Annotated in this window: 13 protein-coding genes; 4 read left to right on the top strand and 9 right to left on the bottom strand. The window is 39.1% G+C overall.

What is annotated here, in order from left to right; genetic code table 11:
- Nucleotides 1-188: 188 nt before the first annotated feature.
- Nucleotides 189-1409 (bottom strand): alpha/beta fold hydrolase, encoded by a 1221-nt coding sequence (locus NML69_RS03325; RefSeq protein WP_254725290.1) that lies wholly within the window; start codon nucleotides 1407-1409, stop codon nucleotides 189-191.
- Between the two features lie 654 nt (nucleotides 1410-2063).
- Between NML69_RS03325 and nrdH the strand changes: the two genes are divergently transcribed.
- From nrdH to NML69_RS03305, 4 genes are all read left to right on the top strand, one after another.
- Nucleotides 2064-2282 carry a glutaredoxin-like protein NrdH gene (gene nrdH, locus NML69_RS03320; RefSeq protein WP_000259240.1) on the top strand — a complete coding sequence of 73 codons (219 nt, stop codon included), beginning with the start codon at nucleotides 2064-2066 and terminating at the stop codon, nucleotides 2280-2282.
- Between the two features lie 80 nt (nucleotides 2283-2362).
- Nucleotides 2363-4522 (top strand): class 1b ribonucleoside-diphosphate reductase subunit alpha, encoded by a 2160-nt coding sequence (gene nrdE, locus NML69_RS03315; RefSeq protein ID WP_254725289.1) that lies wholly within the window; start codon nucleotides 2363-2365, stop codon nucleotides 4520-4522.
- Between the two features lie 194 nt (nucleotides 4523-4716).
- Nucleotides 4717-5679 carry a class 1b ribonucleoside-diphosphate reductase subunit beta gene (gene nrdF, locus NML69_RS03310; protein ID WP_000451378.1) on the top strand — a complete coding sequence of 321 codons (963 nt, stop codon included), beginning with the start codon at nucleotides 4717-4719 and terminating at the stop codon, nucleotides 5677-5679.
- Between the two features lie 139 nt (nucleotides 5680-5818).
- On the top strand, nucleotides 5819-6586 hold the full coding sequence (locus tag NML69_RS03305) for a DeoR/GlpR family DNA-binding transcription regulator (RefSeq protein ID WP_000917583.1): 768 nt from the start codon (nucleotides 5819-5821) through the stop codon (nucleotides 6584-6586).
- 39 nt (nucleotides 6587-6625) lie between these two features.
- Here NML69_RS03305 and lacG read toward each other — a convergent pair whose 3' ends face one another.
- The 8 genes from lacG to lacA form a co-directional block, all read right to left on the bottom strand.
- Nucleotides 6626-8032 carry a 6-phospho-beta-galactosidase gene (gene lacG / locus NML69_RS03300; protein ID WP_198459675.1) on the bottom strand — a complete coding sequence of 469 codons (1407 nt, stop codon included), beginning with the start codon at nucleotides 8030-8032 and terminating at the stop codon, nucleotides 6626-6628.
- 84 nt (nucleotides 8033-8116) lie between these two features.
- Complete coding sequence (locus NML69_RS03295; RefSeq protein WP_181186949.1) at nucleotides 8117-9811, bottom strand: lactose-specific PTS transporter subunit EIIC; 1695 nt, start codon at nucleotides 9809-9811, stop codon at nucleotides 8117-8119.
- Nucleotides 9811-10128, bottom strand: a complete 318-nt coding sequence (locus NML69_RS03290) for a PTS lactose/cellobiose transporter subunit IIA (RefSeq protein WP_084854177.1) — start codon at nucleotides 10126-10128, stop codon at nucleotides 9811-9813. Before NML69_RS03290 ends, NML69_RS03295 begins: the two co-directional genes overlap by 1 nt.
- Nucleotides 10129-10163: 35 nt before the next feature.
- Entirely contained in the window at nucleotides 10164-11000 is an 837-nt protein-coding gene (locus tag NML69_RS03285; RefSeq protein WP_254725288.1) for a PRD domain-containing protein, read from the bottom strand.
- A 235-nt stretch (nucleotides 11001-11235) separates the two neighbouring features.
- Entirely contained in the window at nucleotides 11236-12216 is a 981-nt protein-coding gene (lacD, locus tag NML69_RS03280; protein WP_254725287.1) for a tagatose-bisphosphate aldolase, read from the bottom strand.
- A gap of 1 nt (nucleotide 12217) precedes the next feature.
- Nucleotides 12218-13147 (bottom strand): tagatose-6-phosphate kinase, encoded by a 930-nt coding sequence (locus NML69_RS03275; protein WP_254725286.1) that lies wholly within the window; start codon nucleotides 13145-13147, stop codon nucleotides 12218-12220.
- Nucleotides 13148-13157: 10 nt separating this feature from the next.
- The gene (gene lacB, locus NML69_RS03270) at nucleotides 13158-13673 is read right to left on the bottom strand and encodes a galactose-6-phosphate isomerase subunit LacB (RefSeq protein WP_001216921.1); all 516 of its coding nucleotides are present in this window, start codon (nucleotides 13671-13673) and stop codon (nucleotides 13158-13160) included.
- 148 nt (nucleotides 13674-13821) lie between these two features.
- Entirely contained in the window at nucleotides 13822-14247 is a 426-nt protein-coding gene (gene lacA / locus NML69_RS03265) for a galactose-6-phosphate isomerase subunit LacA (protein WP_000029277.1), read from the bottom strand.
- Nucleotides 14248-14502 lie beyond the last annotated feature (255 nt).

Raw genomic sequence — 14502 nt, 5'->3', positions numbered from 1 at the left:
TTTAACTATAATTAATATAACTCAGTAAATCCATTATTTGAAAAGACTTCATCAAATCCTGAAATTCTAAAACCTACTCTTACCATCAACAAACAGTAGAGAATTTATCCAATTTGCTACTTAAAGTAAAATAAGTTTGTAGCCCCTAACAGTAAAAAGGTAGATATATCTAAGTGGTATAAGTAGAACTAAAACTTTGATTGATTCCATTCAAATAAAGTATCCAACCAATCAAAAACGACATTATGGGCGAGTCTTAGATTATTGACTTGGCAATGAGCGTCCGCACCACTTTCCGCCTCAAATACTTGAAGTTTAGTTTGTTGATTTTTAGATTTAAGTTCTTCATAAATCACCTTAGTTTGATGCTGCAGTTCAGCACCCTCACCCTTTCCCATGATAAAAAGGCATGGGCATTGAATTTTTTGGTAATCCACAATCTTTGCATGGTTAAATACATCATCAATAGCACTCTTAAAATCAGAAGTACCAAACTGCCATGCATACTTTTTAAGATTTAAATTTGCTGATTCATTCCAATTTCCAGCTAATTTTAAAATGGCATTTATTAACCAACTAGGTGCTTTCAAACTTGATCCAAATTCTTTTCTGAAAAGTTCTGCAACATCGTAAATAGGGGTACTAGCAATCCAAGCATGAATTCTTGGATCCTTTTCGACAGCTTGTGCAGTAAAATATCCCCCTCCGCTGACACCATAAATAGCTAAATAATTTAGTTTAGGATTTCTATTTTCCAACCAGTCTATGCATAATGAAATTGGAATAGAAGCATCCACATCAAAGACCAGCCCTCTACTAGGATTGCTCCCTTGACCAGGAAGATCAACCATTAAAACATTATAATTTCGTATCCATCCAGGATATCCTGCAAAGTAAAATAAATCTTCGCGATAAGTATCACCTCCACCAATCATGATTAGCGTTGGGCAATTATCGTCGCTATGAAGATAATAACCAGGCAAGTAAGAACCCTGATAGGGAATAGTTAATTTTTCAATCGGTGCACCTAGTGAATGAATTGCACTAGAAAACACCTTCTCCATTTGACGAACGGTCGGTAAATACTCTTCAGAAAATGGATCGGTAAATTGGATTGCCGAGCGAAGTGAGTAGGTCTGTGCAAGATAATACTGCGCCTTTGTTTGTTCACTCAATCCTGAATTACTTGCTTCTTGTTCAAGGTAGTTTACATGCGATAAAAATACATTTTTCCAGTCATCAGGCTTTGGTGAGTTCCCCAATCTTTGAGCAAGATAATAAAGCTCTCCATGAGAGAAACCAAAAATTTCACCGATTCCTAACAACCAATTGAAGAAAAAATCCGTATCACCATTCTTAAAAAATATTTGAGTCGATTGCCGTTTTAAAATAACATCATTTTCTTTCACCACGCGCCTCCTAATTCTGTGTTCTTTCATTCATTTAATCTAATTATAATCTGATAACATTCTCTATCAAACAAAAGCATTCAGATATCCATTTTTTAATCTTATAATCATAGATAGTGTATCACATAAAATGAACTTTTTCAAACATTGTATTTATATACTCCTTATGAAAGGATACGAAACTCATAAGTATCCTATATAAAATTAACCAATGATCCATTTTTATGAATACATCATAATCTGTCATTTCCACTTTGGTTATATTTTAGATATTCTAATACAAAATATTGGGACATCTTGTGTAGAAAATTTCTTTTTTTCGTAAATATTACAGTTTCTATTTTATTAAAGTATTGTCTCAGCTAGACTTATTCCTGTTCTTACGATTTTTGCTATTTTCTTCGTTTTCCTTTCTGATAACTTGCTGAAAATCTTCTATTTATCTTACCAATATACAGTATATAGTTTTTTTGTTTTGATAAACTTTGATAGTTCAATGAAAACCCAATTTTACACTCTGACAAAACACTATATCTTGTGCTTTGTTTTTGAAACTGTAACTTTTTAGCACAAGATTTAGTTTAAAAAGTTTGACAAAGTTTTTTTTTCTGATATACTAAGAAAGTAATCTATTTTGAAAGAGGAGTTACGAAAATGGTAACCGTTTATTCTAAAAACAACTGTGTCCAATGTAAGATGACCAAGCGTTTCTTGGACAGCAACAATGTCGCTTATCGTGAGATCAATCTCGACGAGCAACCAGAGTACATCGATCAAGTTAAAGAGCTCGGTTTCAGCGCTGCTCCTGTTATCCAAACACCAACTGAAGTCTTTTCAGGCTTCCAACCAGGAAAACTGAAACAATTAGCATAATCTTAGTACATCATCCAGAAGAGATTGCTTCTAGGGCTAACTTAGAGGCCTTTCTTTTGTAATTAGATAAAGGAAATTTTATGGGATTAAAACATCTTGAGGACGTAACTTACTTCCGTCTCAATAACGAAATCAACCGTCCTGTCAATGGACAAATCATGCTTCATAAAGATAAGGAAGCCTTGGATGCCTTCTTTAAAGAAAATGTGGTTCCAAATACCATGGTTTTTGATTCAATTACTGATAAAATCAACTACCTCATTGAACACAACTACATCGAAACTGCATTTCTAAAGAAGTACCGTCCAGAGTTTTTGGAAGAATTGCATCAATTTATCAAGGACCAGAACTTCCAATTCAAATCATTCATGGCTGCCTATAAGTTTTACAATCAATATGCCTTGAAGACTAATGACGGTGAATACTACCTTGAAAGCATGGAAGACCGTGTCTTCTTTAACGCGCTTTATTTTGCTGACGGGGATGAAGCGATTGCGACTGATATTGCCAATGAAATCATCCACCAACGCTATCAACCAGCTACTCCTTCCTTTTTGAATGCAGGTCGTGCTCGTCGTGGGGAGTTGGTATCTTGTTTCTTGATTCAAGTAACTGATGACATGAACTCTATCGGACGTTCTATCAACTCAGCTCTTCAACTTTCACGTATCGGTGGTGGTGTAGGTATTACTCTAAGCAACCTTCGTGAAGCTGGCGCACCTATCAAAGATTATGAAGGAGCAGCTTCTGGTGTCGTTCCAGTTATGAAACTCTTCGAAGACAGTTTCTCCTACTCCAACCAATTGGGTCAACGTCAAGGTGCTGGTGTTGTCTACCTCAACGTCTTTCACCCAGATATCATCGCCTTCCTTTCCACTAAGAAAGAAAATGCTGATGAAAAAGTTCGTGTAAAGACCCTTTCACTTGGTGTTGTAGTACCCGATAAATTCTACGAATTGGCTCGTAAAAATGAAGAAATGTACCTCTTCAGCCCTTACTCTGTAGAGCTTGAGTACGGTGTGCCATTCAACTACATCGACATAACTGAAAAATATGATGAATTGGTCGCAAATCCAAACATCCGCAAGACAAAAATCAAGGCGCGTGATTTGGAAACTGAAATCTCTAAATTGCAACAAGAATCTGGTTACCCTTATGTAGTCAACATTGATACGGCTAACCGTGCAAATCCTGTTGATGGAAAGATTATCATGAGTAACTTGTGTTCTGAGATTCTTCAAGTTCAAGAACCAAGCTTGATTAACGATGCTCAAGAATTCCTTCAAATGGGAACGGACGTTTCATGTAACCTTGGATCAACAAACGTGGTCAACATGATGACTTCACCTGACTTTGGTCGTTCTATCCGCGCTATGGTTCGTGCCCTTACTTTCGTTACAGATAGTTCACACATCGTAGCTGTCCCTACTATCGACCACGGAAACAGTTTAGCTCACACCTTTGGTCTTGGTGCCATGGGGCTTCATAGCTACCTTGCGCAACAACTGATTGAGTACGGATCACCTGAGTCAATTGAATTTACAAGTATCTACTTTATGCTTATGAACTACTGGACCTTGGTGGAATCAAACAATATCGCGCGCGAACGTGGCATCACCTTCCACAACTTTGAAAAATCAGACTATGCTAACGGAAGCTACTTTGACAAGTATGTAACTGGCGAATTTGTTCCAAAATCAGACCGTGTTAAAGAACTCTTCAAAGATGTCTTTATTCCAAGTGCTGCTGACTGGGCTGAACTTCGCGAAAAGGTTCAAGCAGATGGTCTTTATCACCAAAACCGCCTTGCTGTAGCTCCAAATGGTTCTATCAGCTACATCAACGACGTTTCTGCTTCTATCCACCCAATTACACAACGTATCGAAGAACGTCAGGAAAAGAAAATAGGTAAGATTTACTACCCTGCCGCAGGATTGTCTACAGATACCATTCCTTACTACACTTCTGCTTATGACATGGATATGCGTAAGGTGATTGATGTTTACGCGGCTGCGACTGAGCACGTGGATCAAGGACTTTCACTCACTCTCTTCATGCGTAGCGACATTCCAAAAGGTCTTTATGAATGGAAGAAAGAGAACAAACAAACGACACGTGACTTGTCTATCCTTCGTAACTATGCCTTTAACAAGGGCATCAAGTCTATCTACTACGTCCGTACCTTTACAGATGATGGTGGAGAAGTCGGTGCTAACCAATGTGAAAGCTGTGTGATTTAATTTTTATCTGAGGCAGCCACGTTTTCTCAGACTACTGATTAAGTTAACCACCAGACAAAACTTGATAAGTATCTTAAATACTATGAAAAACTAAAAAGTCGGGCTTCCGACTTTTTGTGCGATACTCTTCTCAGACTATGATAAAATAGAGAGGATTCGACAATCGCATTATTACATACAGAAAGAGATTTCAAATGGAAACTTACTACAAAGCCATTAACTGGAATGCCATCGAAGATGTCATCGACAAATCAACTTGGGAAAAGCTGACAGAGCAATTCTGGCTCGATACGCGTATCCCCTTGTCAAATGACCTAGACGACTGGAGAAAACTATCAAACAAGGAAAAAGACTTGGTTGGAAAAGTCTTTGGTGGTTTGACCCTTTTGGATACCATGCAATCTGAAACAGGAGTTCAAGCACTTCGCTCAGACATCCGTACACCACATGAGGAAGCTGTTTTCAACAACATCCAGTTTATGGAATCTGTCCACGCAAAATCCTATTCTTCTATCTTCTCTACCTTAAACACCAAGGCTGAAATCGAAGAAATCTTTGAATGGACCAACACTAACCCCTACCTACAAAGAAAAGCGGAAATTATCAATGAAATCTATCTCAATGGTAGCCCACTAGAAAAGAAAGTTGCCAGTGTTTTCCTTGAAACCTTCCTCTTCTACTCTGGTTTCTTTACGCCCCTCTACTATCTCGGTAACAACAAACTGGCCAACGTTGCGGAAATCATCAAACTGATCATTCGTGATGAGTCTGTTCACGGAACCTACATTGGTTACAAATTCCAACTTGGTTTCAACGAATTGCCTGAAGAAGAGCAAGAAAAGCTCAAAGAATGGATGTACGACCTGCTCTACACTCTCTACGAGAACGAAGAGGGGTATACAGAAAGCCTCTATGACGGTGTTGGCTGGACTGAGGAAGTTAAAACCTTCCTTCGTTACAATGCCAATAAGGCTCTTATGAACCTAGGACAAGATCCACTCTTCCCAGATTCAGCTGATGATGTCAACCCAATCGTTATGAACGGTATTTCAACAGGAACTTCTAACCACGACTTCTTCTCTCAAGTCGGAAATGGTTACCTCCTTGGTGAAGTTGAAGCCATGCAAGACGAGGATTACAACTACGGTTTAGACTAATTTGACCAATCATTCAAAATATCATAGTTTGTTTAAAACAACTATGATATTTTTGTTTTTGTTTTGTTTTGTTTTTTTCTATTTGATTGATTGAGCGTTTTATGGTAAGATAATAATAGTAGAAATCGAGGTGATAAGGATGCTAAAGCAAGAAAAACTAGATAGTATTCTAGAAGCAGTAAACACAAAAGGCACTATTACTGTAAAAGAGATTATGGAGAGTCTTGATGTGTCAGATATGACAGCTCGCCGCTATTTACAAGAATTGGCAGATAAGGATTTGCTGGTTCGTGTGCACGGTGGCGCTGAAAAACTTCGTACAGGTTCTCTCTTAAACAACGAACGCTCAAATGTTGAAAAACAAGGCTTGCAGATTGCTGAAAAACAAGAAATTAGCCGTTTTGCCGGCCATTTGATTGACGAAGGTGAAACTATTTTTATCGGGCCAGGAACAACCTTAGAATGTTTTGCTCGTGAACTCCCAATTGATAATATTCGTGTTGTAACAAACAGTCTTCCAGTTTTTCTAATCCTAAACGAACGAAAACTAACAGATTTGATCTTGATTGGCGGAAATTATCGCTCTATCACTGGTGCTTTTGTAGGAACACTTACCTTACAGGATTTGACCAATCTTCAGTTTTCTAAAGCTTTTGTAAGTTGTAATGGTATTAAAGATAAGGCAATTGCTACTTTCAGTGAAGAAGAGGGCGAGGTACAACGAATCGCCTTGAATAATGCCAATAAAAAATACTTACTGGCAGACCACAGTAAGTTTAATAAGTTTGATTTTTACAATTTCTACAATATCTCAGAAATTGATACCATCGTTTCAGATTCCAAACTGAGTCAGGAGACATTTGAAGACCTGTCGAAACAAACAACCATTCTTTTATCAAAACCATAAAAATTCCCCTGCCTTTTGGTGGGGAATTTTTGTTGAATTTTAATCAATAAGCTGTGTCTCAGCTAGTTTCTTGTACCAGTGAGCCGATTTCTTTGGATAGCGCTCCTGGGTCTCAAAATCAACATAGAAGAGGCCGTAACGCTTTTCATAGCCATTTGACCAAGAAAAGACATCCATCAGCGACCAGATAAAGTAGCCTTTGACATTGGCTCCATCAGAGATTGCATCTGCAATCACTTTCATATGTTTCTTAACATAATCAATCCGCCCATCATCGTAAACAGTGTTATCGACGAACTCATCTTTATAACCAAGTCCATTTTCAGTGATGTAAATCTTCTTGTAGTTAGGATAATCTTTCTTCACGCGCATAATTTGATCATACAAACCTTGAGGATAGATAATCCAGTCCCAATCCGTACGTGGCACATAATCTGGAGCTACACGGCGTCCGACTCCCTTAATCTGATATTTAGAGCTTCCTTTTTCACCCTTACCATTGTGGATGATTTCCGTCTCTCCGTCAAAAGCTTGCATCCAATCACTCATATAGTAGTTAATACCGAGGAAGTCGTTCAAATCTTTTGCAGCTTCTAGGACTGCGAAGTCTTCTTCACGTAAATCTAAGCTTCCGCCATTGACTGCTAAGATATGGTTGACACCTTCCATTGTTTCTTCGGAATATCGTCCTAGATAAGTCGCATCCAGAATAAATTTATTGTGAATGATATCTTCTAACTCAGCTGCACGAACATCTGCTGGATTATCTGGATCCAGAGGATACTTAGTAGGCAGGGCATGAACCACACCAATTTCACCCTTATATCCCTTATCCTTGAAAAGTTTTACTGCACGCGCATGCGACACCATCATATTGTGATGAGATTGGAAGACTTTGGCAAGGTCGTACTGAATACCTGGAGGGAATTTCCCAACCAAATACTGGCCATCCCCTATCGGCCCAATTTCATTAAAGGTTGTCCAAAAGTTAACTTCAGGAAATTCTTCAAAACAGAAGGCTGCATAATCCACAAAGTGATTAATGTTTTCTCTATTCAGGAAATCTCCGTTTGAATGAAGTGCTTCTGGCGTGTCAAAGTGATGAAGAGTCACGAAGGGCTCAACATGACGTTTGTGGCACTCTGCAAATAGATTATGATAGAACTCAACACCCTTGTCATTAACCTTCCCATAACCCGTTGGAAAGATACGTGACCAAGCGATTGAAATACGGATACCATTTACACCATACTCTTCTGCAAGTTTGAGGTCAACTGGGTATTTGTGATAGAAATCACTGGCTGGTTCAGCAGTGTACCAGTAGTTATCTTTGAGGTATTTGTCCCAGGCGACTGGCCCTTTACCATCAGTATGTGTAGCACCTTCTGCTTGGTAGGCTGCTGTTGCCCCGCCAAAAATAAAGTCTTTTGGAAGTGTTTTTGTCATTTGATTCACCTTTCAAGAAATAGAAATGAGATGGGGGTATAGTTGGGAGGAATTCTTCCATCTCACTTCTTTGCTCTTTACCTTTTATTCTTCGAACTGCGCTTGAACAAAGGCAAGAGCGCCTTTTCCATCGCGAGTCAGTTTAATGTATTGACCACCTTCTGTCTTGGCAAGTTTGATACCAAGTTTGTCGGTTTCGGCCTTCATGTCTTCAAAGTTTGAAGCAACTTGAGGAGCAAGGATAACCAGATCAAACTCAGGCAACATTTCACGGTGAGCACCATAGCCACCAGCTGCTGCTTTAACAGGAACTTTGTACTCTGCAGCTGCCTTGTTTAGAGCATTTGCAAGGAGACCACTTGTACCTCCTCCTGCACAGAGAACGAGAACATTTGTTTCTTCTGTGATTGTGTTTTGAGCTGCTTCTACACCTGCTTTTTCAAGAATAGCATCTGCTTTGGCAGTATTGAAGTTTGCTGCTACTTTTTCTTTCAATTCATCATTGGCTTTACCAGAACGTTCTTCTTCAAGAATTTGTTCATCATAAACCTTGAGGAATGGATAGTAAATGGCTACGTCTACAAGAATTAACAAAGCAGCAAGTACAAATGACAAGAATTGGAAGTTTGTACCGAGAACAATACCGAGAGGACCTGGTGTTGTCCAAGGAAGGTTGGCAGTAAATGAGTTCATGCCAAGCGTTTCAATAAAGAATTTAAAGATCCATACGTTAGCAATTGGCGCAAAGATAAATGGAATAAAGAAAATCGGGTTCAATACAAGCGGTGCACCAAACAAGATTGGTTCATTTACACCAAAGAAAGTTGGAACTACTGAAGCACGTCCGATTGCACGGTTACGTTTTGATTTTGTTAACCACATGAACATGAATGGAACAACCAGTGTCGCACCAGTACCACCCATGGTAACGATAAACATTTGTGTACCAGAAGTAAGAATCTTGTCTGCATGCATCCCTTGTTGGAGAAGGTTCAAGTTGACTTCGGCATTTGCATAGGTAATAGCTGCGATTGCTGGTTCAACGATAGATGGACCATGGATACCAACAAACCAGAAGAAGGCAAAGGCCCCAAAGATAATGGTAATACCTAGATAACCATCAGCAGCAGAGAATAATGGTGCAAAGAATTTACCGATTGATTCTGCAACGCTTGCACCAACAAAATGGCGAGCTAATAAATCAAGGACATAAAGAGAAACAACAGATAGAGTGAATGGAATCACATCTTTAAAGACTTGTGAGATATTTGGTGGAACTTCGTCAGGCATACGAATAGTGACGTTGTTCTTAACACAAACCTTATAAATGGCTACTGTAACAAAGGCAGCAAGGAAGGCTGAAAGCAAACCTTTTGTTCCAAGGAATCCTGTTGCAAAGCCACCCTCAATCGGATCAGCTGCTAACATCAACAAACCAACAATCGCAGCCAAAAGTGTCGACATATAGTTGATTTGGTTGGTTTTCTCCATGCTACGGTTTACTGAGTCGGTCAATGACTTAGCTGTTGTACCAGCTACCAAGAGAGCTAGAATCCCCATTGAATAGCTATAAGGTTTCATGAGGAGATTGACAACATCGTCAGACCATTTAAAGCCCCATGAGTTAGGAACAAAGGCAATCAAGATAAAGATACTTGAGAAGAGAATGACTGGCATCCCTGCAATGAAGCCATCACGAATAGCGCGAAGGTAGATATTACGAGACAGTTTTTCAAAGAAAGGCTTCCCTTTCTCGATAAATGAAATTAGTTTGTTCATTACTTAACTCCTCTCTTGTAGAGTTCGATTAAATGGTGCATCAAATCTTTTAACAAGATTGTTGTCATCAAGTGGTCTTGGCCATGCATCATGGTTACACTATAAGCTAAGTCCTCACCTGAAGCTTCCTTAGTTAATAGACTTGTTTGCGCGTGGTGAGCCTCTGCGATACAGCCACCAGCTTCCTCAACTAAACTATCCGCTTTCGCAAAATCACCAGCTTCAGCAGCCTTCAAGGCTTCCAATAGTTTCGAACGAGCATCGCCAGCATAGGCTACGATTTCAAAACCTAACAATGTTACTTCTTCTCTATTCATGATAGAATTCTCCTTATGTATTTTTAATTAAATTTTTATGACAATAAACGTTGGATATGTAGAACTAGATAAACTCGCTCACTCTTATACAAATCAAGACCAGTATGTTGCGTAATCACATCATAGATCTTGGAACCCACCTCAAATGCTTTTGGATAGGATTGTTTAATATGATCTTCCATATCCAGAAGTGATTGGTTATCATCTCTAGATCTGTCTAAATAATCCAAGAAATAATTCAAATGAATCATAAAACGATCATAGAAATGATTATTCTCTTTGGTTCGTTGAATTGCATAACCCTTTAGCACTTCTTCAACATTCCTGAGAATTTCTTTCCTCTTATCAATCGACTCCACAAGTTCCACTTCATTTTCACCTTCGGCATTAATGAAATGATAAGCGATCCGAATAATTTCATCCTCAGGGAAATGATCTGTCAACTTCTGACGATAGATTTCAAAGGCTTCCTTTGCGATTTGAAAAGCGACAGGATACTTAATGGAAATATCTGGCAGATTACTATCCTTGTACCTTCCTTGTGCTAGAGCTTGGTAAGAGCAGTAAATATGATCTGTCAAGGTTACGTAGAGATACTCTTGAATCGGATAATGATATTTCTTTGATAGCTTATCAATGATTTCATAAGTCACTGTGATAAAATCAAGCGGAACATCTTTGAGGAGAGCCATAAAGTTTTCTCTTGACTCTTCGGTCTTCATCCGAAAGATTTTCTCAACCTGATTTTCAGCAATTAAATCCCCCTTCTTCTTTCCAAATGTAATCCCCTTACCAATCACAATCACTTCTTCTCCTTTGTCATTTCTGACAAGCGAGACATTGTGATTCATTGGATTTAGAATTCGATACATGGCAACCTCCTTTTGTATCTTAAAGGTATATGAGTACAAAAAATGACCACAAATGAACTAGAAAATCAGCCGATTTCTAATTCACCTGTGATCATGCCTAATATTACTTAGTAACACTCATCTTGTATTAACTTGTGATTTAAGTATAGCACAAGTAAGTTTTTTTGTAAACCTTTACATTCAACTTTTTTAAAATTTTTATTTAGATCAATGTTCCTAAGATTAGGGGGAAAACTTATACACGTTCAGTCCATGAAGTCGCTGTGGTTTGAAGAACTTTGTTGAGTTCATCAATGTTCTCAAATCCAGTTGTACGAAGCCATTCACGAGCTGCTGTCTCACCGTCTTTGATGTAGGCTTCAACTGATCCAGCCCATGTTGCACGTCCACAAAGAACTCCATTGAAGTTTGCGCCTGATTCGTGGGCAAAGACAAGCGTTTCTTGGAAGAGTTTAGCTGATACACCTGCGCTCAAGTAGATGTAAGGAAGATTTGTTGCTTCATCTTGTGCTTTGAAGAAGGCTGCTGCTTCTTCACGTGTATGAACGATTTCTCCATCACCAAAGCCTTCAACGTATTTGACGTTGACTGGAACTTCCACTTTCAAGACATCGATGTTGAAGCGTGGGTCTGAGAAGACTTTCATGGCACCGATAACCTTGTGTGGTTTCACTTTAGCGTATTCTGCAGAACCTGCGTCAGCGATTTTTTCATCGTAAGCAAGGATTTCAAGGAAGAATGGAATGTCTTCCGCCACACATTCAGAGCCAATGCGTTCGATGTAGGCTTGTTTTTGTTGGTTGAGTTCGTCAGAGCTGTCTACATCATAGTAAAGCAAGAACTTAACAGCATCTGCACCTTGTTCTTTGATGCGTTTGGCAGACCAAACATCCAAGCAGTCAGGCAAGCGTTTGGTGCTAGTTGTATCGTAGCCAGTTTTCTCATAAGCAAGGAGAAGACCAGCATTGGCATCAAGCGCTTTTGTAGCTGGAAGTCCATACTCAGGGTCGAGAAGCATAGAGGATGCGTATTTAGTCAATTCATCCGCTACCAAGACTTTAAGTTCTTCCATTTGAGCCACTGTTGGCTCTTCTGTTTGGTATTGAGCCATGAGGCGTTTCAAAGCACCACGTTGGTCAAAGGCAAGAGCTGAGATAATGCCATTTTCATCTGAAAGTTTTTCTAAGCAAGCGCGTTTATTTTCTGTTAAAGCCATTTTATACCTCTTTTACTATTAATTGATCATATAGAGCCTGATAGTTGGCCATATTGACATGACCTGTCATTTTTTCTTGAGCATTGAGCATACCAAGGACATTGGCCTTGATGAGGAGTTCTGCATCCGATTCCTTATGAAGAAGACCTGATGAAATACCTGCAACAGTAGAATCTCCAGATCCGACAGGATTGACTACCTGAATTCTTGGAATATCTACCTTGTAGAAAGTGTTCCCATGTTTTGCAAAAGCACCATTTGCACCAAGTGAAACAATTATCCACTCAATCCCTGCAAATAAAGGCTCCTGAAGAACTTCTTTTAATTCATCCAGATCCTCAGAAACTTCTTTCCCAAGAAGCTGAGACAATTCTTCGTTATTTGGTTTGATTACTGTTGGTTTATGTGGTGATTCAAGAACCGCCTGAAGGGCAGCACCTGAGCAATCCAGAACAACTGGTTTTCCTGCGCGATTAGCAAGTTCTACTAAGCTTGCATAGTAGTCAACTGGAAGACCTGCTGGCAGACTACCAGAGATGGCTACTACTTCCACAGTGTCAAGAAGATTTTCGAAATGAGCCAAGAAATCTTGCCCTTCTTGTTCTAGAACTTCAGGCCCTTTCTCAAGAATTTCTGTTTGGTTTTCACCGTGTAGAATAGCGATACAGTTACGAGTCTCTCCTTGAATGGAGAAGAAACGCTTCGTTACTTTATCATCGATATGCTCTACTAAAAACTCACCAAGTTTACCACCGACCAAACCAGTAGCAACAACAGAATCACCAAATTCTGAAAGAACTCGTGTAACATTGAGCCCTTTACCACCAGCTGTCTTGGTCACGTCCACCACACGGTTGACAGTGTCAATTTTCAATTCATCCAAAGGATAGGAAATATCGATGGATGGATTCATTGTGACTGTTAAAATCATGCGTCACCTCTTAGTCGTGGTATTCACCGCGATCCCATTTTTCAAGGAATTCTGTAAAGAAGTTTGCATCTGCTTGATGAGCATTGTGAGTTTCAACGTGCTCAATTTTCGCAATCAATTTTTTGTTTTCTTCTGATGGTTTGTATTCAGCATTGATGAAAGCTTCAATGATGTCGCACATGAGCAATTCACCAGTGATTTTACCACCAAAACCAATAACGTTGGCATTCAATTGTTCTTTTGCATAAAGAGCTGTTGTCATATCACGAACCAAGGCAGAACGAACTCCTGGAACTTTGTTGACAGCGTTGTTGATACCAACACCAGTACCACAGATACATACCCCAAGATCAGCTTGACCGCTTGTAACGGCTTCACCAACTTTTTTACCAAAGATTGGGTAGTGAGTACGTGTGTGGTCATATGTACCAAAGTCGATGACTTCATATCCTTTTGATTTCAAAAATTCTGAAACCGCCATTTTTTCATCTGTTACGATGTGGTCACATCCAATTGCAATTCTCATTAGTTATTCCCTCCGATTAATTATATAAATCTAATATCATTTATCCTTACTCAAGAAAAATCAAGATTAGCTTAGGAAGCGAGCTGCAAGCATAACTGAGGTTAGCTAAAGTGAGCTGACGACAGATTATCTTGATTTTTGAAGAGTATTAGCACATTTTGTTCAACATGTCGACCCTGATTTGGTGACGACCACCGTCGTACTTACCGTTAACAAAACCTTTAGCAATATTTTTAGCCAATTCATCACCAACAAGTTGTGCACCCATAGTGATCATACGTGAGTTGTTGTGTCCACGAGTCATATAAGCTGAACGTTCGTCAGATACTTCTGCGGCAACCATTCCTTTGATTTTAGTTGCGACCATGAATGGACCAGCCCCATAAGCATCAATCACGATACCAAGGTTTTGTTCTTCTTTGTTTACTTCTGCAGCAACAGCAAGAGTCACATCAACAAAGTCTTGACCTTCAGCTGTAACATCCACAACGTGGAAGTTTTCTTTTTCTAAGAAGTCTTTCACAACTTCTTTCAATCTCAAACCTGCAGCATCTGCACCGATAACAATAGACATATTGTTTACTCCTTTTTATTTTTCTAGGCTAGTAAAGACTTTTATAGCTGGTAGCTCACCGACAAAAGCCTTTCTAGCAGTTTATTGACAAATTGGATTGAATGAGATGGATTACACCTTATTCAAGTTTAGGAAATCAAATTCCTAGAAACAAACTTTCTCCGCGGAAGAGAATATAACAAGTGATTATTTGTTTGTTACAAACATCATTTGTTGCTTACAAACATAATATACTCCTATTTATAGAAAAAGTCA

It is taken from the genome of Streptococcus sp. CF8-6, from assembly GCF_024295845.1.
Taxonomy (GTDB): Bacteria; Bacillota; Bacilli; order Lactobacillales; family Streptococcaceae; genus Streptococcus; species Streptococcus oralis_BO.
This window is presented reverse-complemented; position numbering and strand designations above follow the sequence as displayed.